The sequence below is a fragment of the Bradyrhizobium hereditatis genome (assembly GCF_020329435.1).
Taxonomy (GTDB): Bacteria; Pseudomonadota; Alphaproteobacteria; order Rhizobiales; family Xanthobacteraceae; genus Bradyrhizobium; species Bradyrhizobium hereditatis.
In genome coordinates, this window is the sequence record NZ_JAGKJK010000016.1 from 77,560 (window position 1) to 101,553 (window position 23,994).

At 64.0% G+C, this 23,994-nt stretch carries 17 protein-coding genes and 1 pseudogene; 8 read left to right on the top strand and 10 right to left on the bottom strand.

All coding sequences use genetic code 11. The annotated features are described in order from the left end of the window. Window positions 1-167 precede the first annotated feature (167 nt). Window positions 168-635 (top strand): GlcG/HbpS family heme-binding protein, encoded by a 468-nt coding sequence (locus J6524_RS29980; protein WP_225677399.1) that lies wholly within the window; start codon window positions 168-170, stop codon window positions 633-635. Window positions 636-704: 69 nt separating this feature from the next. Here the strand turns inward: J6524_RS29980 and murI are convergent, their stop codons facing one another. From murI to J6524_RS30000, 4 genes are all read right to left on the bottom strand, one after another. After that, window positions 705-1,493, bottom strand: a complete 789-nt coding sequence (murI, locus tag J6524_RS29985) for a glutamate racemase (RefSeq protein ID WP_225677401.1) — start codon at window positions 1,491-1,493, stop codon at window positions 705-707. Window positions 1,494-1,755: 262 nt separating this feature from the next. Beyond that, window positions 1,756-3,063, bottom strand: coding sequence for an adenylosuccinate lyase (purB, locus tag J6524_RS29990; RefSeq protein WP_225677403.1), 1,308 nt, complete (start codon window positions 3,061-3,063; stop codon window positions 1,756-1,758). A 172-nt stretch (window positions 3,064-3,235) separates the two neighbouring features. Next, window positions 3,236-3,904, bottom strand: a complete 669-nt coding sequence (locus J6524_RS29995) for a response regulator (protein WP_225677405.1) — start codon at window positions 3,902-3,904, stop codon at window positions 3,236-3,238. Next, window positions 3,904-5,280, bottom strand: a complete 1,377-nt coding sequence (locus J6524_RS30000; RefSeq protein ID WP_225677407.1) for a histidine kinase — start codon at window positions 5,278-5,280, stop codon at window positions 3,904-3,906. The genes J6524_RS29995 and J6524_RS30000 overlap by 1 nt, the downstream gene beginning before the upstream one ends. Before the next feature lie 209 nt (window positions 5,281-5,489). Between J6524_RS30000 and J6524_RS30005 the strand changes: the two genes are divergently transcribed. The 4 genes and pseudogenes from J6524_RS30005 to J6524_RS30020 all read left to right on the top strand — a co-directional run bounded on the left by J6524_RS30005 (window position 5,490) and on the right by J6524_RS30020 (window position 8,448). After that, window positions 5,490-6,245, top strand: coding sequence for a MotA/TolQ/ExbB proton channel family protein (locus tag J6524_RS30005; protein WP_225677410.1), 756 nt, complete (start codon window positions 5,490-5,492; stop codon window positions 6,243-6,245). After that, window positions 6,235-6,909, top strand: coding sequence for a DUF2135 domain-containing protein (locus tag J6524_RS30010; protein ID WP_225677412.1), 675 nt, complete (start codon window positions 6,235-6,237; stop codon window positions 6,907-6,909). Before J6524_RS30005 ends, J6524_RS30010 begins: the two co-directional genes overlap by 11 nt. Next, window positions 6,902-7,510: pseudogene (locus J6524_RS30015) on the top strand (hypothetical protein). The gene J6524_RS30010 and the pseudogene J6524_RS30015 overlap by 8 nt, the downstream one beginning before the upstream one ends. Window positions 7,511-7,851: 341 nt before the next feature. After that, window positions 7,852-8,448 carry a TetR/AcrR family transcriptional regulator gene (locus J6524_RS30020; protein ID WP_225677414.1) on the top strand — a complete coding sequence of 199 codons (597 nt, stop codon included), beginning with the start codon at window positions 7,852-7,854 and terminating at the stop codon, window positions 8,446-8,448. Between the two features lie 95 nt (window positions 8,449-8,543). Here the strand turns inward: J6524_RS30020 and J6524_RS30025 are convergent, their stop codons facing one another. After that, window positions 8,544-9,830, bottom strand: coding sequence for a serine hydrolase domain-containing protein (locus J6524_RS30025; protein WP_225677416.1), 1,287 nt, complete (start codon window positions 9,828-9,830; stop codon window positions 8,544-8,546). Between the two features lie 388 nt (window positions 9,831-10,218). Between J6524_RS30025 and J6524_RS30030 the strand changes: the two genes are divergently transcribed. Both J6524_RS30030 and J6524_RS30035 read left to right on the top strand, forming a co-directional pair. Next, on the top strand, window positions 10,219-10,959 hold the full coding sequence (locus J6524_RS30030) for a metallophosphoesterase family protein (protein WP_225677418.1): 741 nt from the start codon (window positions 10,219-10,221) through the stop codon (window positions 10,957-10,959). 4 nt (window positions 10,960-10,963) lie between these two features. Then, complete coding sequence (locus J6524_RS30035; protein ID WP_225677420.1) at window positions 10,964-12,388, top strand: serine/threonine protein kinase; 1,425 nt, start codon at window positions 10,964-10,966, stop codon at window positions 12,386-12,388. 24 nt (window positions 12,389-12,412) lie between these two features. On the opposite strand, the gene J6524_RS30040 is transcribed toward J6524_RS30035, so the two are convergent. Together J6524_RS30040 and rpe are read right to left on the bottom strand one after the other, a co-directional pair. Then, entirely contained in the window at window positions 12,413-12,787 is a 375-nt protein-coding gene (locus J6524_RS30040; protein WP_225677422.1) for a hypothetical protein, read from the bottom strand. A 219-nt stretch (window positions 12,788-13,006) separates the two neighbouring features. Then, window positions 13,007-13,708 (bottom strand): ribulose-phosphate 3-epimerase, encoded by a 702-nt coding sequence (rpe, locus tag J6524_RS30045; RefSeq protein ID WP_225677426.1) that lies wholly within the window; start codon window positions 13,706-13,708, stop codon window positions 13,007-13,009. 255 nt (window positions 13,709-13,963) lie between these two features. Here rpe and J6524_RS30050 point away from each other — a divergent pair, with 255 nt between their 5' ends. Continuing rightward, entirely contained in the window at window positions 13,964-14,716 is a 753-nt protein-coding gene (locus J6524_RS30050) for an EF-hand domain-containing protein (protein ID WP_225677428.1), read from the top strand. A gap of 57 nt (window positions 14,717-14,773) precedes the next feature. Here J6524_RS30050 and J6524_RS30055 read toward each other — a convergent pair whose 3' ends face one another. The 3 genes from J6524_RS30055 to J6524_RS30065 all read right to left on the bottom strand — a co-directional run bounded on the left by J6524_RS30055 (window position 14,774) and on the right by J6524_RS30065 (window position 23,761). Continuing rightward, on the bottom strand, window positions 14,774-15,769 hold the full coding sequence (locus J6524_RS30055) for a P1 family peptidase (protein WP_225677430.1): 996 nt from the start codon (window positions 15,767-15,769) through the stop codon (window positions 14,774-14,776). Window positions 15,770-15,959: 190 nt separating this feature from the next. Then, window positions 15,960-17,456, bottom strand: coding sequence for an HWE histidine kinase domain-containing protein (locus tag J6524_RS30060; protein WP_225677432.1), 1,497 nt, complete (start codon window positions 17,454-17,456; stop codon window positions 15,960-15,962). 14 nt (window positions 17,457-17,470) lie between these two features. Then, the gene (locus J6524_RS30065) at window positions 17,471-23,761 is read right to left on the bottom strand and encodes a HAMP domain-containing protein (RefSeq protein WP_225677434.1); all 6,291 of its coding nucleotides are present in this window, start codon (window positions 23,759-23,761) and stop codon (window positions 17,471-17,473) included. Window positions 23,762-23,994 lie beyond the last annotated feature (233 nt).

Genomic DNA, 23,994 nt, shown 5'->3' on the forward strand with positions numbered 1-23,994 from the left:
TGCGCTATCGCAACTAGCCAGCACGCGCCGGCCAGGCTTCAACGCCGCAGTTCGGCTGGGGTGCTTCGCTGACGGCGAGCCACCGTGGCTTTGCGACATCATTGATATCGACGTTTTCATCTGCCCCGGTATGATCCCGCTGCACAATAAACCTGGGGAGGAGTAAGATGAGGACAATTCTGGTCGCCGCTGCACTCGCCGCCTTTACCGTTGGCGCATCCGCTCAGGACAAGCGTCCCGACTACGGCACAGCGGTCAATGCCGCGGGTGCGAAGAAGATCGCAGCCGGCGTTCTCGCCGAATGCCAAAAGAACGGATGGAACGTGGCTGTCGCTGTTGTCGATAACCACGGCTTCCTCGTGTACTTCGAGCGCATGGACAACACGCAGACGGCCAGCATGGACATCGCCGTCGGCAAGGCGAGGGCTGCAGCGACCTATCGGCGCCCGACGCGCGTTTTCATGGAGACGATCAACAAGGGCGGGCCAGCCACGGCCACTCTGCCCGGGGTCTTTGCCTCGCCTGGCGGATTGCCGATCATGGTCGACGGCAAAGTCACGGGCGGAGTGGGGGTAAGCGGCGTCACTGGCGACCAGGACGAGCAATGCGCCAAGGCCGGCCTCGGCACTACATAGGAAATTGCATCCTGCGCCCGCGTACAAGCGCTGGCACGATGTTGTGCGGTGCCGCGCCCCGCGGCGACCTTACGCCAGCACGCGCCCGCCAAAAAACGGCATCAGCGCGCGGCTCAGCGTGTGCGGCCGCTGCGAGGTGAAAATCATCTCGGCGCCGGCGTCATCGCTTTGCCGGCCGGGCGAGCCGAGCAGGGCAGAGACGCGCCGCGCAATCGCGGGCGCGGGATCGATCCAGTCGACCGGCCATGGCGCGAGCCGCGCCAGGCGCTCGAGCAGCAGCGGATAATGCGTGCAGGCGAGCACGACGGTGTCCGTGCGATCGGCGCCATCACCAACGAAGCAGGGGGCGAGTTCGGTTGCGATATCCGCATCGCGCACGTCGTTGCCCGTGAGGGTGGCTTCGGCGAGGGACGCCAGCTCGGCCGATCCCACCAGCGTCACGTCGCAGCCTTGCGCGAAATCTTCGATCAGGCGGCGGGTGTATTCGCGCTTGACGGTGCCCTTGGTGCCGAGCACCGACACGCGTTTGGTCTTTGAACTGGCGCAGGCCGGCTTGATGGCCGGCACGGTGCCGACGAACGGCACGCTATAGGCGCTGCGCAGATGCGACATCACCAGCGTGGACGCGGTGTTGCAGGCAATCACCACCAGCACAGGGGCGTGGCGCGCGATCAGCTCGCCAATCAGCGGCACCACGCGGGCGATGATCTGCTCTTCGGTGTGATGGCCGTAGGGAAAGAATGCGTCGTCGGCGACATAGACGTAATGCGCATCGGGCCGTACCCGAACGATCTCGCGCAGGACCGTGAGGCCGCCAAGGCCGGAGTCGAAGACGAGAATTTTAGGCGGGGATGACACGCTGAAACCTTAGCCGATCCGCGGTTACCGTTAAGTTGCTACGAGGTGGCCGGCGAGGACGCTAAGGTTGTCGACGGCGATGCAGCAATTTGGAATGACTTAAATCGGCTTTGCAAGGCCGGAAAACTGCTGGACCAATCGCCCATGGCACCAGCTTTCCAGGTGGACCGAAATGCGAAAGAGCCCTGCCAATCGATTGCACCGATTGAAATTTCTCCGATTTGGGCACCGCGGCACGCCGGCCGCGACACCCGCAGAATAATCAGCTCTCGCCAAACACCCGCTTGAAGATCGTGTCGACGTGCTTGAAGTGATAGCCGAGGTCGAACTGCTCCTCGATCTCGGCGTCCGTCAGGTGCTTCTTCACGTCGGCGTCTTTCTTTAGCAGGCTCTGGAAGTCGCCTTCGCCGCGCCAAACCGGCATGGCGTTGCGCTGGACGTATTTATAGGCGTCCTCGCGGCTGGCGCCTTTCTGCGTCAGCGCGATCAGAAGCCGCTGCGAATGCACGAGACCGCCGAGCCGGTCGAGGTTCTTCTGCATGTTGGCGGGATAGATCATCAGCTTCTCGATCAATCCGGCAAGCCGCATCAGCGCGAAATCGAGCGTCACGGTGGCATCGGGCCCGATCATGCGCTCGGCCGAGGAGTGCGAAATGTCGCGCTCGTGCCAGAGCGCGACGTTCTCCAGCGCCGGTGTCACATAGGCGCGCACCATGCGCGACAGGCCGGTGAGATTTTCCGACAGCACCGGATTGCGCTTGTGCGGCATCGCCGACGAGCCTTTCTGGCCCTCGGAGAAGAACTCTTCCGCTTCCAGCACCTCCGTGCGCTGCAGATGGCGGATTTCGATCGCGAGCCGCTCGACGGAGGAGGCAATCACGCCAAGCGTTGCGAAATACATCGCGTGGCGGTCGCGCGGGATCACTTGCGTCGAGATCGGCTCGGGCACCAGGCCCATCGCTCTTGCGACATGCTCTTCGACGCGCGGATCGATCTGCGCGAAGGTGCCGACAGCGCCTGAAATCGCGCAGGTCGCGACCTCCTTGCGCGCGGCGACGAGGCGCTCGCGGGCGCGGGAAAATTCCGCATAGGCGAAAGCGAGCTTGAGCCCGAACGTCACCGGCTCGGCATGGATGCCGTGCGAGCGGCCGATGGTCGGGGTCATCTTGTGCTCGAAGGCGCGCTTCTTCAGCGCGGCCAGAACCTTGTCGAGATCGGCAATCAGGAGGTCCGCTGCGCGGGTGAGCTGCACGTTGAGGCAGGTGTCGAGCACGTCGGAGGAGGTCATGCCCTGGTGAACGAAGCGCGCCTCGGGGCCAACGATTTCGGCCAGATGGGTCAGGAAGGCGATGACGTCGTGCTTGGTCTCGCGCTCGATCTCGTCGATCCGGGCGACGTCGAAAATGGCATCCTTGGCCTTGGCCCAGATCGTCCTGGCGGCTTCCTTCGGGATCACGCCAAGTTCCGCCAGCGCATCAGCCGCATGCGCCTCGATCTCGAACCAGATCTTGAAGCGGGTCTGCGGCTCCCAGATGGAAGCCATTTCCGGGCGGGTATAGCGGGGGATCATCGAAAACTCCGGACGAGCAGGGGGCGCGAGGCGATCCCCGGCGGATTTGTTTTTACGCTGCGCTTTAGCAAATCGGGCCGGGGGAGGCCACCCGTACGGGGCTGCGGAGACGGGAAAACCGAGGTGCCGCGGCAGGGGCCGAAAGCCGTCGGGAAACGGAGGCCCGCCGTCGCTACAGGCTGGCGAGCCCACATTCCACAGCGAGCCGCACAAGCTGGGCGTCCGTGCGCATGCCGGTCTTGGTCTTGATCAAATAGTGGTAGTTCTGCACGGTCTTCATGCTGAGATTGAGGTTTGCGGCGATCTGCTCCGTGGTCGCGCCGGCCGCCAGTTGCCTCAGGATCTCGATTTCCCGTTCCCCGAGCTGATCGAGCAGCGAATGCGAAGGAGACAGGCTTTCCATCGCCAGAACGCGGGCGATGTCGTCGCTGATCGCCTGCTCGCCGCGGACGATCGCGCGGATTGCCCGGATCAGCTCGGTAGGGGCCGAGCCCTTCGTCACATAGCCGTTCGCGCCGGCATTGAAGGCCGCCTTCACCTGCGCCGCCTCGCTATGCATGCTGAAGACGAGGATGCGTGTGGCGGAGCTGCGCGAGCGGATGTTCCTGACAGCCTCGAGCCCGCTGGCGCCCGGCATCGATATGTCCATCACGACGACGTCGGGGGCTTGCGCCTTGAATGCCCGGTAGGCGTCGGCTGCGTTGTCGGCCTCGGCCACCACATGAAAATCTCCCTGATGTTCGAGGACGCGCCGATAGCCCTGCCGGACGACGGGATGGTCGTCGACGAGCAGGATCGAAATGCCTTGAATCGAAATGCCCTGGGTCTGTGACGCGGTCATCAGGCCGCAAGCGGGATCGTGGCGGCCACGCGCACCCCGCGGTTGGCATCCGCAATCGACAGCGAGCCGCCAAGCGCGGTGATCCTCTCGCGAATGCCGGTCAGGCCGAAGCCGGTCGACGCCGCCACCTTGGCGGCATTGCCGCCGCCGTCGTCCTCGACATGGACCAGCAGCGCGTTTTCAGCGCCGCTGCGCCGTTCGATCCTGAGCACGATCTCGCGCGCCGAACTGTGCCGCAGCGAGTTGGTCAGACATTCCTGGGCAACCCGGTAGGCCGCCGCGGCGACGGCGCCACGGACGTCAGCAAGGTCGCCCTTGAGATCGAGCTGGATCATCGGCTGCGCAGCATTTCGCGAACGCCAGCTATCGACGAGATCGACAAGACAGGCCTCCAGCCCGAGTTCCTCAGCGGGCGGATGGCGAAGGCGGTTCAGGGTATCGCGCAGGCAGGCCATGATGCGATGGGTGGCTTGCGAGATCATCCGCGCGTCCTGCGCGACCTCGTTGTTGCCTTGATCCTTCTCCTGCGCGCTGGCGGCCTCGATCGTGTTGGCGAAGGCAAGGATCGCGGTCAGGTTCTGCCCGAACTCGTCGTGCAGCTCGCGGGCAAGCGCCCGTCGCTCGTCGCTGCGGATTTCGAGTAAACGCCGGGTCAGCGCGGCGCGTTCTTCCATCGCCTGCGCGAGACGGTCGCCGAGTTCTCCGACGGCTTGCCCGATCATCGCAAGTTCCACTGATCGGAAGCGCGGCAGAGGCGTCCGGTATTGGCCGCGCGCCATGCGCTGCAGCGCGGTCACGATTTGCCGCGCCGGCGCCAACGTATGCGCAATCGCCAGCGATGCCAGGAGCGCGATCGCGACCGCCATCAGCAGGGCAAGGTGGATATTGTCGAGGACATGCTGCCAGGCCAGCGCGATCGCGGCATCGGGATCGGCCGTGGCCGCGACACTGCCTGCATTGGCAGCGCGCGTGCTGATCGGCTGGACGACCGGGACGTGGCTTCCAAGCACCGCTTCCACGGTGGCCGCGAACCAGCGCGGCGGGGTTTGACCGATGCCCTTGCTCTGCCCGCAGAGCGGCTTTTCGAATGCGCCGGCTGGCTCGACGCGGACGCAGATGCCCGGCGAGATCAGGCCCATGGTTTGAATGGTGCGCCATTCCGGCGCGGGCAGAAGCTGCTCGCGCATCCTGCTGCTGCGCAACATCAATTCGCGCCAGTACAGCGCTTCCAGCGCCACTGAGACGCGTTCGGCGGAAGCGGCCGTCGCGCGGTCGACGCTGCGATAGGCATCGATCGTCGCCCAGACGGTTGCGGCTCCGAGGCACAGGATGACGACGATGAACAGGCGGGCGACGAGTTGAAGCACAAGGCGCATGCGATCACTCCGCGGCGTGTCTGCGAGCCTAACAGCACCGCCGATCGGTGCCAATTGCAAGCCGGGTTGCGGCGCCCAGCTTGGGAAACTTTCCCAACAAACCCCGGGCATATGTCTTTGGACGGCGCCATGACGGCTGATCTAACAAGACCAAGGGTCCGGTGCGCCGCCCGGCGCCGGGCGGGGCGACCTTACAGGAGCTGCACAGCATGAGTGTCACGGCAAGCGCCGTAACCGTTTCATCCGCGGATACATCGGAGCGCAGCGTGCTCCTGTTGTGGATGATCTTCACCGGGCTGTCGGTCTTCGCTGGCGTCGTTCTCTGGCGCTACGGCTTGCTTCATCTGATGGTCGTCTCCGATCGCACCTATATTTCGAGCGTCATCGCCATCCTCTACATCGTCACCTGCGGCCATTGCTTCTGGCGGAGCCGCGCGATCGCACGCGAAGGCGAGATCACGCGACGCTGCCGCGCCGTCCTGTCGGCGCCCGGCGGGGCGATGAGCCTTGATGACGTGCGCGCGCTTCCTGCCGGAATGGTGCCGGACCACATTCGCAACCTCGTGCAGAAGGCGGAGGCGCAGGCGGCGGGGCGGATCGACCAGACGTTACTGCTGCGTTCGCTCGCCGACCGGCTGCGTGGCTCCAACGGGTTTGGCGCGTTCGTCTCCGACACGCTGATGAAGCTAGGACTGCTCGGCACCATCATCGGCTTCATTATCATGCTGGCACCAATTGCCACGCTCGATGCGGCCGACAAGGTCGCGATGAAATCGTCGATGGGCCTGATGAGCGACGGTATGGCGATCGCCATGTATACGACGCTGGCCGGCCTGATCGGCTCCATCCTCGTGAAGATTCAATACTACATGCTGGATGCCGCGACCCAGCGGGTGTTTTCCGACGCCGTCATGCTGACCGAGACGCACGTCACGCCGGCCTTGGAACGCCGTCATGATGGATGATTTCGGCCTCTATCCACGCGAGGAGCCGTTTGATCCGCTCGGCGTGATGCTGTTCAAGGCGCTGCAGGTGATCGCGTTCCTGTTCTTCCTGGCGCTGCTGGCGGTCTCGCCGGACGCCAAGGACGGCAAGATCGATTCCAAGGCCGAGTTCATCATCACGATGGACTGGCCCGACAATCACCCTGATGACCTCGACCTGTTCGTACAGGACCCCGCCGGCAACATCGCCTGGTATCGCCGCCGCGAGGCCGGATTCCTCACGCTCGACCGCGACGATCGCGGCGGCGCCAACGATTTCATCCTCGTCAACGGCAAGAAGATTCACTCGCCGATCCGGGAGGAGATCGTCACCGTGCGCGGCATCGTGCCGGGCGAGTACACCGTCAACGTCTCGCACTTTCAGGCCACGACCGGCCAGCCTGTCGTGGTGAGCGTGAAGGTCCAGAAGCTCAATCCGACCGCGCAGGTGATCTTCGACAACAAGCTGACGGTCGACCATACCGGCCACGAAAAGACCGCGCTGCGCTTCTGGCTCGATGCCGAGGGCAAGGTGGTCGACGTCCAGCAGCGGCACAAATCGTTGATGGAGACGTTCCGCAATGTCCGCGCCAATGGCGCCGATATCGATCCGAAAACCGGTGTCAGGATGCCGCGCCGTGAATAGTCTGCAATCGGTCGTCCTCACGCTATCCATCAGCTACGCGCTGATCGGCGCGCTGCTACTGGTCGTCCTGGTCTATGCGCGCCTGCCGTGGCCGGCGAAGGCGGCAGCGGTGATCGTGACCAGCGCGTTCTACATCGCGAGTTTTGTCGGTGTGCGTGGCTTGCTGGGTTGGGCCACCATCGACCCGTTGCCGGCCAGCTTCAAGCTGTTGCAGGCGCGTATCGTGGAGCCGCATTCGCTGGAGGGCGATCCGGGCTCGATCTATCTCTGGGTCGAGGCGCTCGACGACGGCAATCGGCCGAGCGGCGTCCCGCGGGCCTATCGCCTTGCCTATACCGACAGCCTCGCGCAGAAGACCGACAAGGCGGCTGGCGAGATCGCAGCCGGCCGGCCGTAGGGTGGCCGCGCCGCCGATTTTGGCGATGGCGGGGGCAGCCTGCTTCAGGCCGCCCGGGAGTACATCATGCCTGGCGTGATTCTGGACACGTCGGGCGGCGATCCCTCGACCGGCGAGGGAATGCTCGCGGTGCCCCGCGACGGCGACGGGGTGTCCTTTACCCCGCTGCTCCCGCCGCGAATGCCGCCGAAGGACGAGCAATAGCTATCCGGTGGCGGTGGGGGATTCGGCCGGCTCTGTCGGTCACGGATTATTGACTGACAGATATTGAAATCTGTTAGTAAGAGATGCTATATCCTTCGCGGACGCCGGCACTAGGGCGTCACTTGGCTCGTTGTCTTGGAGCCAGGGACTTGCAAAGGACTACCGACATGACTGCCCATCTCATTCATTTGGCCGCCCAAATCCAGCGCTGGCTTGACCAGAGTGTCGCCCGTCATCTCGCCGCCCAGGCCGAGCGGCTGGAGCCGGTGAAACATTAACCTGTTCAGGGCATTACAGGGGGATATGATGACCACAGGTCCGATCGTTTCGCAGGTGTGCGCATGAACGAAGTCGTGGTTCTGACCCCCGAACGCATCCTCGAGGTCACCGAGGATGTGTTGCGCCGCTATGGCCTCGCCAAGGCAACGGTGGTCGACGTGGCCCGTGCGCTCGACGTCAGCCACGGCAGCGTCTACCGCCATTTCCCAAGCAAAGCCTCGCTGCGTGAGGCAGTGGCCAAGCGCTGGCTCGACCGTCTCAGCGCCCCGCTGTTGAAGATCGCCGAAAGCGCGGGCCCGGCGCCGGAGCGGCTGGATAAGTGGCTGCGCACGATGTTTGCGCTCAAGCATGAGCGACTTGGCGATGACCCCGAGATGTTCGCGACCTACCTGACGCTGGCGCGCGAGGCCTGCAAGGCCGTGAGCTGCCACAAGGACTGCCTGGTCGATCAGATCGCGCTGATCCTCTCCGATGGCGTGAAGCAGGGCGCCTTCGAAGTCGCCGACGTCAAGACGACCGCGCGCGCCATTTTCGACGCCACCAGCCGTTTCCACCATCCCGCCCATGCCGAGGAATGGAACGAGTCGGGCGCCCCGGCGCGGATCGATGCGCTGCTGATGCTCCTGCTCAAGGGACTGGAAGCGCCGCGCAAGGGCTGACGCGCCTCCTTTGCGCTGAGCACGACAACAAGAACTCTGCTCAGGTGTCGGCGGCCGCCTGGAGCTATGGCGCACCCAGCGCTGGGTATCAAACCTCAATCGGCCCTATAGAACGCTTCCCGAACAAGATTCGCGATCGGGCCGGAGCCGATGATCGCCGTCTGGGTCAGGACCAGGCCGACGACGCGGTTTGCCGGGTCGATCCAAAATTGCGTGCCATAGATGCCGCCCCACCCATAGCTGCCGGCCGGAAGACGGCTCTTGGCCGCAGCCGGATCGGTCACTATCCCAAAGCCCAGGGTGAAGCCCCAACCCGGCCCGCGAATCGTCCGCATATCGCCGGTCGCGTTCTGCGTCATCTGACGGACCGTCTCCGCGCGGAGCACCCGAACCCCGTCGAGTTCGCCCTCGTTCAGCAGCATCTGCAGGAATCGCGCGTAATCCCCGATAGTGCCGCTCATGCCAGCGCCGCCAGAGTTATAGGCGGTCGGAGCGAAGGCGCGGTTCGGGTCGAGATTGGCAGTGCCCTTGGTGGGCGGGAATGGCACAGCCTCGGGCTCCACCACAGGAACATAGCCCGTGCCGAGTGCGCCCGTGACCTGTGCGGGCCGGGTCACCTGCACGAAGCTTGAGCGGATGGCTTCAGGTACGTTGAACACAAAGCTCTTGATTTGCAGGGGCTTTGCAATGCGTTCGGTTACAAAAGCTTCCAGACTGGAGCCTGTCACCTTTTCGATGACGGCCCCGAGCACGTCAGTGGCGAGCGAGTATTCCCAGCTCGTACCCGGCTGATAGCCAAGCGGAACGGAAGCAAGGCGCCGCATCGCCTCTGCCGTAGTTACCTCGGGCTGGTCTAGCCCATCGGTCACGCGCGCTTCGCGGTATGCATCAACGAGCCGGGGATTGTTGACGAAGTTGTAGGAGAATCCGGCGGTGTGGGTCAGCAGTTCGCGGATCGTCGGAGGCCTGCTCGCGGGAACCTCGGTGCCATCAGGCTCACGTACCCGCAGGTTAGCGAATTCGATTAGGAAACGGCTGACCGGGTCATCGAGGCCGATCTGGCCCTGCTCGACAAGGATCATCGCGGCCACTGAGGTGACGGCCTTCGTCATTGAGGCGAGGCGGAACATGTCGTTCTCGCCGATCGGCGCGGCGCTCCCGACCTCGCGAACGCCGACGCTGCGGCTGTAGACCGGGCGTCCGTCTTGGAGGATCAGCACCACGATACCCGGAGTGCTGCGACCTTCGACCAATCCCCGGAGGGTTTCATCGAGCTTGGCGTTGCGCGCCTCGGGCGAAAAGGCCAACGCAACTGGGGTGGCATAGAGCGCAAATGCTGTGACTGCCCCTAGCAGTCCGATCACAAGACGACGTGAGATCATGATGTTTCCTCCCATAGACGGTTTCTGACTATCCATTCGTCAGCTAGTCCAGATCGGAAAAAATCGGAGCCTAGACGGCGCCGCGGCACTTCTGAATTGAAACCGCAAAAGGCAAGGTCACGAATGACCCGTGATGAGCGTTGCCACGTTTATCATCGGGCAATTCGCCCAACACTTCGGGCATTTCATGCTGCACTTGCATGACGGAAAATCAATTTACCACATCCGCGGCTGCCGTCGTAGATAAAACACGGTAGCCGTGCTCCGAAGCATGGCCGCGTGGCGTGGTGCGCTCGACTGAGACTGGTGTTGCGCCATACCGGGCAGAAGGTTTGATATCCATCAAGGCACGCGCAGGCGCGGGCGCGATGATGGGTGGGAGGAAAACGTGCGTCTGGCGATCTTTGCCGACATCCACGCCAACCGGCAGGCTTTTGCCGCCTGCCTCGATGCCGCGCGCTCGCGCGGCGCGGAGCGCATTGTCTGCCTCGGCGATATCGTCGGCTATGGCGCCGATCCGGAATGGGCGGTCGATACCGTCATGGGCCTTGTCGATGATGGCGCGATTGCCGTGATCGGCAACCACGATCATGCGATCAGCACGCCGTCCGAGACCATGAACGCCGGAGCCCAGATGGCGATCGAGTGGACGCGCGGCAGGTTGAGCGTGGAGCAACGGCGCTTTCTCGCCGAACTGCCGCTGACCCGGCGCGAGGACGATCGCCTCTACGTGCATTCCGAAGCCTCGCATCCGGCGCGATGGCACTATGTGCGCGGAACGCCGGAGGCTGCGCGCAGCCTGGATGCCACCGACGCCCACGTCACCTTCTGCGGACACATCCATCGGCCGGCGCTCTATTCGATGTCCTCGGCGGCAAAGATGACTAGCTTCATTCCTACCAATGATGTGCCGGTGCAATTGCTCGGCGGCCGGCGCTGGCTCGCCGTGCTCGGCTCCGTCGGGCAGCCGCGGGACGGCGATCCGGCGGCATCGTTCGTGATGCTCGATACCGCCTCGCGCGAGATCACCTATTGCCGCGTGCCCTACGATGTGGAGACGGCTGCGGAGCGGATCCGCGCCAACGGCCTGCCGCATTGGCTGGCCGATCGTCTGCTGGTCGGAAGGTAAGGTGATGGCGAAGCCTGCAATCGAGCCGGGCACGGAGCTTGACGGCTTCACCATCGGGGAGTGCGTCCACGAGGGCGGCATGGCGACGCTGTGGACAGTGACGCATCCCGGCGTTCCCGTGCCGCTGTTGATGAAGGTCCCGCGAATTGCCGAGGGTGAGGATCCGGCGGCCATCGTCTCGTTCGAGATGGAGCAGATGATCCTGCCGCGGCTGGCGGGGCCGCATGTGCCGGGCTGTTTCGGCACCGGCGATTTCGATCGGCAGGCCTACGTCGTCATGGAGCGTATTCCCGGCAAGACGCTCTATAGCCGCATCGACCAACTGCCGATCTCCTACGAAGAGGCGAGGGTGCTCGGCGGCAAGATCGCCACGGCGCTCGCCGACCTGCACCGCCAGAACGTCATTCACCACGACGTCAAGCCAAGCAGCATCATGTTCCGGCCATCAGGCGAATGCGTGCTGATTGATTTCGGCCTGTCGCATCACAATCAATTGCCGGACCTGTTGCAGGAAGAATTTCGACTGCCCTATGGCACCGCGCCGTATATGGCGCCGGAGCGCTTGCTTGGCGTGCGCGACGATCCGCGGAGCGATCTGTTTTCGCTCGGCGTGCTCTTGTATTTCTTCACCACGGGGGTGCGTCCCTTCGGCGAGAGCGAAACGCTCCGCGGCATGCGCCGACGGCTATGGCGCGATCCCTATCCGCCGCGCAAGCTTAAGTCGGATTATCCGCCATGGCTGCAGGAAATCGTGCTGCGCTGTCTCGAGATCGAACCGTTGTGGCGGCATCCGACGGCTTCGCAGCTCGCATTCGAATTGGCCCATCCCGACCAGGTCAAGCTGACGGCCCGATCGGAACGGCTGCAGCGCGATCCGCTCAGCACGGTATGGCGCCGCCGTTTCAATCGCGGCCTGACCCAGCCGAGGCCGAAATCCGATGTCGCGGCGCAACTGGCGTCGGGGCCGATCATAGTGGTGGCGATTGATACCGAGCAGGGCTCGGGAACGATCAACGCAAGCCTGCGCCGGGCGGCCGCGCAGCTGCTTTCGAGCTTGCCGTCGGCGCGGCTCGCCTGCCTGAATGTGCTGAGGCTCGGGCGCATCACCATCGACAGGACGCTCGACGAGCAGGGCAACAACAAGCATATCGACCGTATGGTCGCGCTACGCCACTGGGCCCAGCCGCTGGAGCTCGACGAGAGCCGGCTCACGGTGCATGTGCTGGAGGCCGTCGATCCCGCCGCCGCGATCCTGGAATTCACGCGGGTCAACCATGTCGATCACATCGTGATCGGCGCGCGGCAGAACTCGATGCTGCGCACGCTGCTCGGCAGCGTTTCCGCCAAGGTCGCGGCCGAAGCGGCGTGCACGGTGACGGTGGTGCGGCCACCGCGGGCGGCAGTGGCGCCGGGGCAGGAAGGCGGCTAGCGCCGGATCAGGCGGCGCGTGCGCTTACTCGAGTGTTTGGACGGGCGGCGTCTTTGAGCGCGGCGGGTTTGGCACGGGATAGCTGGTGACGCGGCTGCTTCGTTCGGCTGGAGCGGCGGATGCCGGGGCGGGACCGACGGCTTCGGCCCGCGCGCCTCGCACGCTGTCGCGCGATGCCTGCCGGCGGTGCCGCGACGAGCGCGAACCTTCCAGGCCCCACGAGCGCGAGATCGAAGGCCCGGCGGTATAGCCGACGAAGGCGCCGGCGACGGCTCCGATCGGTCCCAGCACGACGGCACCGGCCACGGCGCCGAGGGCAGCGTCGCCTGCGCGCTGCGCCAGCGCGGCAGAGGGCGCGAGCGCCAGGAGCAATACTGCTGTGGTGAAGGCCTTGATCATAGTGTCGTCCCCGTGAAAGGCGGGATGCTGATCTGCCTTTATGGCGAGATGCGTGACGCTTTGTGGCTGCAGCGTGGACTTTCAGGTTCCCTGGCCCGTCGCACGTCCCCTGTGGCTTTTTTGCCGGTTATTCCCGCGGCGTGCGCGACCAGAATAGCACCGCGATGGTTCTCGCGGGCTCCTCAGGATGAGGGTCTGAACGGGTGTGACGCAGAAGGATTAGATGGCTTCGCCGCGCGCCAGCGCCGCCGCGTTGCGGATCGCGGAAATGTTGGCCTTGTAGGACTCCATCGTGCCGCCCTTAAATACTGCAGATCCCGCGACCAGCGCATTTGCGCCGGCGGCGGCGAGCTGGCCGGCAACGTCGGGCGCGACGCCGCCATCGACCTCGATGTCGATCGGACGTCCCGCCACCATCGCCCTGATGTCGCTGACCTTGCCAAGCGCGGATTTGATGAACGCTTGGCCACCGAAGCCGGGATTGACCGACATCACCAGCACCAGGTCGATCAAGTCGATCACATATTCGATCGCGCTGGCCGGCGTGCCCGGGTTGAGCGAGACGCCGGCCTTCTTGCCAAGCGCGCGGATCGCCTGCAGCGAACGATGCAGATGCGGGCCGGCCTCGGCATGGACGGTGATGTGATCGCACCCGGCCTTGGCAAATGCCTCGAGGTACGGGTCGCACGGCGAGATCATCAGATGCGCGTCAAAAGTCTTCTTGGTGTGCGGGCGCATCGCCTTGATGACATCGGGGCCGTAGGAAATGTTCGGCACGAAATGTCCATCCATCACGTCGAGATGGATCCAGTCGGCGCCAGCCGCATCGACGGCGCGGACTTCCTCGCCGAGCTTGGCGAAATCCGCCGCCAGGATCGACGGCGCGATGACGAGGGGACGCGACGCGAATTGTTGAGACATGTGCGCTTTCCAAGACCTTTCCATGGGGCGGAATGGCCTCGCGTAACATGCAGGAGTGCCGGGGGCAATGCGGCGAGCCTTGCTCATCTGAGCGGAAAAATCTGCCGCGGCCGGCAGCTATTGCCGGGCTGAGCGGATCGAACGGGATGCGGGAAAGCCGGATTTTATTGGGTTTTTCTTGATGGCACGGCGCTTGCTGCGGAATGCGCACGGGGTTGTTGGCCGCTACTCCTGCGGCATTGTTGGAGTTCCACCATGTTCTTTGCTCTCGGCGTCGCGTCGTCGGCGATCGATGCCCTCAAGGCGCTGACGTCGTCGAAATCGTCGGCGCAAACTACCGGCGTCAGCCAGAGCTCCGATAGCCCGTTCGCCTTCATGTCCTCGAATGCGTCGGCTTCGATCGGGCCGGGAACTGGATCGGGCGGCACCGGCACTACGCCGATATCGCCGGAAATAATGAGCGCGCTGCTCGAGGCGCAAAGCCAGTCGTCGGGAGGATCGGGGTCGGCATTGAAGACCCGTCACGCCGCGCTGAAGGATCTGTTCGGACAGATCGATGGTGACGGCGACGGCCAGATCAGCAAGGCCGAATTCGAAGAGGCGCTCGGCGCCGGCGGCACCAACCTTGGACAGGCCGACAGCGTGTTCGGCAAGCTCGACCAGGATGGCGACGGCTCGGTTAGCATCAAGGAGCTGGCATCGGCGCTGCGGCTCGACAAGGAGCGTCACCGCCGTCCGGACGAGGCGAAGGCGAGCGATGGAGCGGGCACCGATCCGCTCTCGCAGTTGCGCCAGGGCGCGACCACTACGACGGTCACCAACAGCGATGGTTCGGTGACGACATCGCTGACCTATGCGGACGGATCAAAGGTAACGATGACCTCGCCGGCCTCGGCAAGCTCGTCCACGTCAGCGACATCGTCCTACAATTTCATCGAGCAGATGATCCAGCGCGAGGCCAAGGCGATTTCCTCCGCCGCCACCGCATCGCTCTCGCTGAGCGCCTGAGCACAAGACCCGGCGAGGTCTCTTCAGATTGCGATATCCACTTTTACGGATCATGCTCTAACTGAAGCGATCGCTCCACGCCGGTAGCGCACCCGGAAAGGGTAGCGCGGTCGCGCTGTAGACGCCGCGAGCGATCGCGCGCGCTACCGTATTGGCGGTCACCATCCCAAGCTCGGTGAGACCGGACAGCGGATCGATCGCCTTCTTGCCGGTCGCGGCGGCAAACACCACGTCGCCATCCAGCGGCGCATGAACGGGATAGATGGCGCGCGCCATGCCGGTTTGCGCGATCATCGCAAGGCGCCTGGCCTGCGCTTTCGTCAGGACGGCGTCGGTGACGACGACCACCAGCGTGGTGTTTTCCGCAGATGCTGCCGCCGGCCCGCCCTTCAGGCGCGCGCGTAGCATGTCTGATGTGAACGAGGAGGGCAGTCCGCGCCCGCCGAACTCGTTGTCCTGCTCGAACGGTGCCGCCCAGAACCAGGGGCCGTCGCCGACCGTGACGCTGCCCACAGCATTGACCACCGCGAGCGCGCCGACCATGACTCCGCCTGCGGTCTGCGCGGAAGCCGAGCCAAGGCCGCCCTTGAAATTGGCGGTCGTCGCACCCAGGCCGGCGCCGACGCTGCCGAGCGCGAAATCGGCGGCGGCCACGTTCGCCGCGGCGTAGCCGAGATCGCGATAGGGCGGAAAACGCCCCCATGCCTTGTTGCCGCCGTTGAGCAGATCGAAACAGATTGCGCCCGGAACGACCGGGATCACCGCGTCTCGGACGCGAAAGCCGCGTCCCTGTTCGGCAAGCCAGGCCTGCACGCCGCCGGCGGCATCAAGGCCAAGCGCCGAGCCGCCGGACAGCGCGATGCCGTCGATCGCCTCGACTGTGCTTACAGGGTTCAGCAGCGCCTCCTCGCGGGTGCCGGGGCCGCCACCGCGCACGTCGATCGATGCTACGGCGGGCGTGTCGAACAGGATCGCTGTGACGCCGGAGGCAATCGCTGCATCCTGGGCGTGGCCAACGCGAACGCCGGCAATATCTGTGAGCAGGTTTTTCAAGACGCCGGTCCGTGTGGCTGCATCGCCTCAAGGCTTCACTCGGGTATATCAGCCGCCGCGAACGCTTCAACTGGCAAGCGCCAGCAAGCGGCGCAACGCTCAGAGCAGCCATCGGACGGTGCCGTCACGGCATTGACGCGATAGGTCATCCGGAAACGTGCAACGGCTTTCATTGAGCCGACCCGGCCGGCTACCGTTCGGCCCGCCGCAGACCGTTGCCATCTGCGGCAACCACATCGTGAAGCGAAACCGGTTCGGCGGTAAACCGCCGTTGCGACAGGGGGACCGACAGGCGGCAGACCAGGCCTTCCCGACGCCAATCGAATTCCGCTCGGCCCCCGAGTTGCGATTCGATACTGGCGATCACGCTTCTTGTTCCGAATCCGCGCGATATCGGCTTCTCGACGGGCGGCCCGCCGGTCTCCACCCATTTAATCCTGAGCAGGTCTTCCCGGTCTTCCCAGCTCACCGAAAGCCGGCCCGTTAGTGCCGACAAGGCGCCGTACTTCGCCGAATTGGTGATGAGCTCGTGCAGCGCCAGCGCGATGGTCTGGGCCGTGGCCGGCTCGAGCCTCACCTCCGGACCGGACAGATCGATCTGCTCGCCGGTGGAATAGGGCGCCAGCTCCTCATCGATCAGCTTGCGTATCTCGGCGCCTTGCCAGCTCGACAGTGACAGCACGGTGTGCACCCGCGCCAGCGCATTGATCCGCCCTTCAACCGAACGGATATAGGTCTTCACGTTCTCGCCGCGCGTCAGGCGGACGATGGATTGCGCCAGCGCGAGCGCGTTTTTGGCGCGGTGATCGACCTCGCGCGCCAGGAGGTTTTGCCGCTCCTCGGCCTGCTTGCGTTCGGTGATGTCGACAGTGACGCCGCTGACGCGGATAACGCGGCCGGACTTGTCGGTGCTCGCCGCCGCCGAGCCCGCGCACCAGCGCACCTCGCCATTCGGACGAATGATGCGGAATTCCGCTTCATATGATTTCGCGCCACGGGCGAAGCTTGCCCACGCCTCGTGCAATTCGTGAACGTCGTCGGGGTGGAACAGCGCCTGGATATTGGCAGGCGTCAGTTCGAATTTCTTGGGATCGAGGCCGAGGATCTGATATTGGCCTTCGTCCCACATCCAGTCGCCGTTGACCCAGTCCCAATCCCAGGATCCCATCTTGCCGGCGGCGATCGCGAGGCTACGGCGCTGCTCGCTTTCGAGAAGTCGGGCGTGCGATTCCTCCAGTTCGGCGGTGCGGGCGCGAACGCGATCCTCGAGCTCGAGGTTGAGGCGCTCGAGCTGGCGCGTCTTGCGATAGAGTTCGGCGAACACCTTGATCTTGGCGCGCAGCACCTCCGGAACGACGGGCACCGGAACGTAATCGACCGCGCCCATCTCGTAACCGCGCAGCCGGTCGATGTCGCTGACCTGGATCGCGGAGATGAAGATCATCGCCGTCTTCTGGAAGCGCGGATGTTCGCGGATCATGGCGGCGAGTTCGAATCCATCCAGCTCCGGCATGCAGACGTCGACCAGAATGATGGCCACGTCATTCTTGAGCAGGAACTCGAGCGCTTCGCGCCCGGACGAGGCCTTGACCAGGTTCTCGCCGAGCTCCTTCAGGATGACCTCATAGGCGAGCAGCTTCGCCGGCTGATCGTCAACCAGAAGAATGTTTACCTTCTCTTGGTCCATCATCTGCTTCCGCGTCAGCGGTGTAACCACATTCGGATCGCGAGCAGCAACTGCTCGGTATTGACGGGTTTGGCGAGATAGTCCGAAGCACCGGCCTCAAGGCATTTCTCGCGGTCGCCCTTCATCGCCTTGGCGGTCAGCGCGATGATCGGCAGGCGGTTGAAGGACGGGTTTTGCCGGATAACGCCAATGGTCTGATATCCGTCCATTTGCGGCATCATGATATCCATCAGCACGATTGCGATATTCGGATTAGATTCGGCCAGCGCGATGGCCTCGTGGCCCGTCGTCGCAGTCAGCACCTTCATGCCGCGCCGTTCGAGTACACTCGATAGCGCGAAGATATTGCGGGCGTCATCATCAACCAGAAGCGCGGTCTTGCCAACAAGGTCTTCATCGGAACTGTTAAGCTTTTCGAGCATTCTCTGCTTCTCGACCGGCAATTCCGTGATCACACGGTGCAAAAACAGAGACGTTTCGTCGAGCAGGCGTTCCGGCGATTCGACGCCTTTCACCACGATGCTCCTCGCCATCGTGTGAAGTTCCGCGTCTTCTTCGGCCGATAGTTCCCGGCCCGTGAACACCACGACCGGCACGTTCGACAGCGCTTCGTCGTTGCGCAGCCGGTCGAGCACTTCAAAGCCGCTCATGTCAGGCAGCCGCAGGTCCAGCACCACGCAGTCGCACGGCTGGTTCCGCAGCGTCGACAACGCATCCGCGCCGGTGTCGGCGGTGAGGATCTCGATGTCGTCATGGCCGAGCAATTCGGTGATGCTCATCTGCTCGGCGGCGTTGTCTTCCACGATCAAGAGGCGCTTGCGGCGCGGCTTGGCATACTCCTTGATCTGCGACAGCGCTTCGCTGACGCCTTCCGTCGTCGTTGGTTTGTTGACGAAGGAGAATGCGCCGCGCGCCAGCGCATGCTGGCGATCTTCGTCCAGCGTGATGATCTGCACGGGAATGTGCCGCGTCAGCGGATTGTGCTTGAGCTGGCTCAGCACGGTCCAGCCCAGCATGTCAGGCAGGAACACGTCGAGCGACACCGCGGTCGGCTGGAACTGCTTGGCAAGCTCGAGCGCTTCAGTGCCGCGGCTGGCGACCAGGACCTTGAAGCCTTTGTCGCGCGCCAGATCGATCAGCACCCGCGCATAATGCGGATCGTCCTCGACGATCAGCAGAATCGTATCGCCCGGCGCGAGGTTGAGGCGGTCGTCCGGCAGTTGTTCGATGGTGCGCTCCTGCGTCGAGGCGACCTGCAGCGCCGGTGTGGCGGCGAAGGGCGACGAGGCAGGGATGCGCGGCGCAATGGTAGGCCCTGAATATTTCAGCGGCAGATAAAGCACGAAGGTGCTGCCCTTGCCGGGCGCGCTGCGCAGATGGATTTCGCCGCCAAGCAGGCTTGCGAGTTCGCGGCTGATGGCAAGGCCAAGGCCGGTGCCGCCGTATTTGCGGCTGGTGCCGGCGTCTGCCTGCTGGAATGCCTCGAAGATCAGCTTCTGTTTTTCCAGGGGGATGCCGATGCCGGTGTCGGTGACCTCGAAGGCGACGACGGCGGGCGCGTGGTTGAGGATCGGGTGTTCGGCGCTCCAGCCGCCGACGGCTGCCGAAACGTTCAGCTTCACGCCGCCTTCCGCGGTGAACTTGAAGGCGTTCGACAAGAGGTTCTTGAGGACCTGCTGCAGGCGCTTGGAGTCGGTCACCATGCTGCGGGGCAGGCTCTCATCGACGTTGATGTTGAACGAGAGATGACGGTTCTCGGCCTCATGCTTGAACGGCCGCCCGACGGTCTCCAAAAGATTGGCGGTCAGGATCTCCTCGGCATCGACTGTGACGGTGCCGGATTCGATCTTCGACAGGTCGAGGATGTCGCTGATCAGGTTGAGCAGGTCGGTGCCTGCGCCATGAATGGTGCGCGCGAACTCGACCTGCCTCGGCGTCAGGTTGCCGTCCGGATTCTCGGTGAGTTGCTGGCCAAGGATCAGGATGCTGTTGAGCGGCGTGCGCAGCTCGTGCGACATATTGGCGAGGAATTCCGATTTGTACTTCGAAGTGAGTGCAAGTTCCGTCGCCTTTTCCTCGAGCGCGCGCCGCGCCTGCTCGATTTCCTGGTTCTTTCTTTCCACCTCGACGTTGCGTTCGGCGAGCTGCTGGGCCTTCTGTTCGAGCTGCTCGTTGGTCTGCTGCAATTCCTTCTGCTGCGTCTGCAATTCGCCGGCGAGCTGTTGCGACTGCTTCAGGAGGCCCTCGGTTTGCATCGTGGCCTCGATGGAGTTGAGCACGATGCCGATGCTGTCGGTCAATTGCTCGAGGAAGGTCATTTGCGAGGTGGTGAATGAGCCGATCGAGGAAAGCTCGATCACGGCCTTGACCTGATTCTCGAACAGCACTGGCAGCACGACGATGTTCTTCGGAATCACGCGCAACAGCCCCGAATTGATCGGCGCGGTATCATCAGGGATGTCAGACACCAGCCGCTGACGCTTGTCCATCGCGCACTGGCCGACCAATCCTTCGCCGAATTGCACGATCTGCGGATGCGGATTGGCGCCGTCGCCGGCGTAGGAGGACAGCAGGCGCAACTGCGCGTTCTCGGCGTTGCTCTCTACTTGATAGATCACGCCCATATGCGCATTGACCAGCGGCGCCAGCTCGGTCAGCAGCAATCGGCCGACGGTGGAGAGATCGCGCAGGCCCTGCAGCATGTTGGTGAATCTGGCAAGGTTGGTCTTCAGCCAGTCTTGCTCGGTATTGACCTGCGTCGTCAGACGAAGGTTACCGATCATCGTGTTGATGTTGTCCTTGAGTTCGGCGACTTCGCCGCGGGCATCGACCTGGATCGAGCGGGTCAGGTCGCCCTTGGTCACGGCGGTCGCGACTTCGGCGATCGCGCGCACCTGCGAGGTCAGGTTGGCGGCGAGCAGGTTGACGTTGCCGGTGAGGTCCTTCCAGGTGCCGGCGGCGCCGGGCACGTTGGCCTGGCCGCCGAGCCGTCCCTCGACGCCGACTTCGCGCGCCACGCTGGTGACCTGGTCGGCGAAGGTGGCGAGCGTTTCGGTCATGTTGTTGATGGTGTCGGCAAGGGCGGCGACTTCGCCCTTCGATTTCACCGTCAGGTTCTGTTTCAGATCGCCGTTGGCAACGGCGGTCACGACCTTGACGATGCCGCGCACCTGCTCGGTCAGGTTGGCCGCCATGAAGTTGACGGTGTCGGTCAGGTCCTTCCAGGTGCCGGCGACGCCGGGCACCTGCGCCTGGCCGCCCAGCTTGCCCTCGGTGCCGACTTCGCGCGCCACGCGCGTCACTTCGCCGGCGAAGGCGTTGAGCTGGTCGACCATCGTGTTGATGGTGTTCTTCAGTTCGAGGATTTCGCCCTTCACGTCGACCGTGATCTTGCGCGACAGGTCGCCGCGCGCCACGGCCGTAGTGACTTCGGCGATGTTGCGGACCTGCGTGGTGAGATTGGCCGCCAGCAGGTTGACGTTGTCGGTGAGGTCCTTCCAGGTGCCGCCGACGCCGGGCACCACCGCCTGGCCGCCGAGCCGACCCTCGGTGCCGACCTCGCGCGCCACGCGCGTCACTTCGGCTGCGAAGGAGCGTAGCTGCTCGACCATCGTGTTGAGGGTGTCTTTCAGCAGCAGGATTTCGCCGCGGACGTCCACCGTGATCTTCTTGGAGAGGTCGCCGCCCGCGATGGCGGTCGCGACCTCGGCGATGTTGCGGACCTGCGCGGTCAGGTTCGAGGCCATGAAGTTGACGTTGTCGGTGAGGTCCTTCCAGGTGCCGGCGACTTCAGGCACCTGGGCCTGGCCGCCGAGCTTGCCTTCGGTGCCGACCTCACGCGCGACGCGGGTGACTTCGGAAGCGAACGCGTTGAGCTGGTCGACCATCGTGTTGACGGTGTTCTTCAGCTCGAGAATTTCGCCCTTGACGTCGACGGTGATCTTCTTCGAGAGGTCGCCCTTCGCCACCGCCGTCGTCACTTCGGCGATGTTGCGGACCTGGCCGGTCAAGTTGCCGGCCATCGAGTTGACGTTGTCGGTGAGGTCCTTCCAGGTGCCGGCGACGCCGGGCACGTTGGCCTGTCCGCCCAATCGCCCTTCGGTGCCGACCTCGCGCGCCACGCGGGTCACTTCGCCCGCGAAGCGGTTGAGCTGGTCGACCATCGTGTTCAGCGTTTCCTTGAGCTGCAGGATTTCGCCGCGCACGTCGACTGTGATTTTGCGCGACAGGTCGCCGCCGGCGATCGCGGTTGCGACTTCGGCGATGTTGCGGACCTGGGCGGTGAGATTGCCCGCCATCGAGTTCACGGAGTCGGTCAGATCCTTCCAGGTGCCGGCGACGCCGGGCACTTCGGCTTGGCCGCCGAGCTTGCCGTCGGTGCCGACCTCGCGCGCCACGCGCGTCACTTCTCCAGCGAACGCGTTGAGCTGGTCGACCATCGTGTTAAGCGTTTCCTTCAACTGAAGGATTTCGCCAGATACGTTCACCGTGATCTTCTTCGACAGGTCGCCCTTGGCGACCGCAGTTGCGACTTCCGCGATGTTGCGGACCTGGGCGGTAAGGTTGCCGGCCATCGAATTGACGTTGTCGGTGAGGTCCTTCCAGGTGCCGGCGACGCCGCGCACGTTGGCCTGGCCGCCGAGCTTGCCTTCGGTGCCGACCTCGCGGGCAACGCGCGTCACTTCGCCGGCGAAGGCGTTGAGCTGGTCCACCATCGTATTGATGGTGTCCTTCAGCTCGAGAATTTCGCCGCGCACGTCCACCGTGATCTTCTTGGACAGGTCGCCATTAGCGACCGCGGTCGTCACCTCGGCGATATTGCGGACCTGCGCCGTCAGGTTGGAGGCCATCGAGTTGACGCTTTCGGTCAGGTCCTTCCAGGTGCCGGCGACGCCGAGCACGTTAGCCTGACCGCCGAGCCGTCCTTCGGTGCCGACTTCGCGCGCCACGCGCGTCACTTCGCCGGCAAAGGCGTTGAGCTGGTCGACCATCGTGTTGAGCGTTTCCTTCAATTGAAGGATTTCACCCGACACGTTCACGGTGATCTTCTTGGAGAGGTCGCCGCCCGCGATCGCGGTGGCGACGTCGGCGATGTTGCGGACCTGCGCCGTCAGGTTGGAAGCCATGAAGTTGACGTTGTCGGTGAGGTCCTTCCAGGTGCCGGCGACGCCGGGGACCTGGGCCTGGCCGCCGAGCTTGCCTTCGGTGCCGACTTCGCGCGCCACGCGGGTGACTTCCGAGGCAAAGGCGTTGAGCTGGTCGACCATCGTGTTGATGGTGTCCTTCAGCTCGAGAATTTCGCCGCGCACGTCGACCGTGATCTTGCGCGACAGGTCGCCGCGGGCGACCGCGGTGGTGACGTTGGCGATGTTACGCACTTGAGCGGTGAGGTTGCCGCACATCGCGTTGACGGAATCGGTCAGGTCCTTCCAGGTGCCGGCGACGCCTGGCACGATCGCCTGGCCGCCGAGCTTGCCGTCGGTGCCGACTTCGCGGGCGACGCGTGTCACTTCGGAGGCGAAGGAGCGGAGCTGGTCCACCATCGTGTTGATGGCTTCCTTGAGCTGCAGGATCTCGCCGCGGACGTCGACCGTGATCTTTTTCGACAGGTCGCCATTGGCCACCGCGATGGTAACCTCGGCGATGTTGCGCACCTGGCCAGTGAGATTGTTGGCCATCGAGTTGACGCTCTCGGTCAGGTCCTTCCAGACGCCGGTCACTTCCGGCACCTGGGCCTGGCCGCCGAGCTTGCCCTCGGTGCCGACCTCGCGCGCCACGCGCGTCACTTCCGAGGTGAACACGCCGAGCTGCTTGATCATCGTGTTGACGATGTTGGCGGACTGCAAGAATTCGCCGCCAAGTGGGCGGCCATCGACATCGAGCTGCACGGTTTGCAGCAGATCGCCTTGAGCCACGGCGGCGACGGCGCGCGTGACTTCGCGTGTCGGCCAAAGCAGGTCATCGATCAGCGTGTTGACGGAGCCTTCCATGTCCGCCCAGGAGCCGCTCGATAGGTCGAATTTGACGCGCTGGCGCGTCTTGCCCTCGCGGCCGACGACCTGCCCGACGCGTTCCAACTGCTGCGCCATACGCTGGTTGGCGGCGACGATTTCGTTGAAGGTGTCGGCGATCTTGCCCTCGATGCCGATGTGATCGCCGGTCATGCGCACCGAGAAATCGCCCGCGCGCATTGCCTGCAGCGCGTGCAACAGGTCCTGCAGTGAATCCGACTGCCCGTTGGCGGTGGTTGGCTTGGGTTTGGCGCGGCGAGTGGAGGGTGATGCTCCAGGGGAAAAATCACTCATGGTGTTTCCTTGGCCAGTCGCGCGAGTCCCATGGCTGAGATGGGATTTCACGGATAGAACCGCTGCCCCGTTGGCAGATCAAGCCGGAATAACGGTTAAGGTCGTGAAATCAATGACATGGAACTCAGCCCGCGTTGCTAATGCGGCGGGAACCCAATAGTTCCCGTGATCGTAAAATTATCTGGAACCCGAAAATGAAAACGCCCCGGCGCGCCGGGGCGTTTGACGTTCGG

Coding starts and splice junctions, on each gene's coding strand:
- J6524_RS29980 (WP_225677399.1), top strand. CDS start 168: ATGAGGACAATTCTGGTCGCCGCTGCACTCGCCGCCTTTACCGTTGGC.
- purB (WP_225677403.1), bottom strand. CDS start 3,063: ATGATCCCCCGCTATACCCGCCCGGAAATGGCTTCCATCTGGGAGCCG.
- J6524_RS29995 (WP_225677405.1), bottom strand. CDS start 3,904: ATGACCGCGTCACAGACCCAGGGCATTTCGATTCAAGGCATTTCGATC.
- J6524_RS30000 (WP_225677407.1), bottom strand. CDS start 5,280: ATGCGCCTTGTGCTTCAACTCGTCGCCCGCCTGTTCATCGTCGTCATC.
- J6524_RS30005 (WP_225677410.1), top strand. CDS start 5,490: ATGAGTGTCACGGCAAGCGCCGTAACCGTTTCATCCGCGGATACATCG.
- J6524_RS30010 (WP_225677412.1), top strand. CDS start 6,235: ATGATGGATGATTTCGGCCTCTATCCACGCGAGGAGCCGTTTGATCCG.
- J6524_RS30020 (WP_225677414.1), top strand. CDS start 7,852: ATGAACGAAGTCGTGGTTCTGACCCCCGAACGCATCCTCGAGGTCACC.
- J6524_RS30025 (WP_225677416.1), bottom strand. CDS start 9,830: ATGATCTCACGTCGTCTTGTGATCGGACTGCTAGGGGCAGTCACAGCA.
- J6524_RS30035 (WP_225677420.1), top strand. CDS start 10,964: ATGGCGAAGCCTGCAATCGAGCCGGGCACGGAGCTTGACGGCTTCACC.
- J6524_RS30040 (WP_225677422.1), bottom strand. CDS start 12,787: ATGATCAAGGCCTTCACCACAGCAGTATTGCTCCTGGCGCTCGCGCCC.
- rpe (WP_225677426.1), bottom strand. CDS start 13,708: ATGTCTCAACAATTCGCGTCGCGTCCCCTCGTCATCGCGCCGTCGATC.
- J6524_RS30050 (WP_225677428.1), top strand. CDS start 13,964: ATGTTCTTTGCTCTCGGCGTCGCGTCGTCGGCGATCGATGCCCTCAAG.
- J6524_RS30060 (WP_225677432.1), bottom strand. CDS start 17,456: ATGGACCAAGAGAAGGTAAACATTCTTCTGGTTGACGATCAGCCGGCG.
- J6524_RS30065 (WP_225677434.1), bottom strand. CDS start 23,761: ATGAGTGATTTTTCCCCTGGAGCATCACCCTCCACTCGCCGCGCCAAA.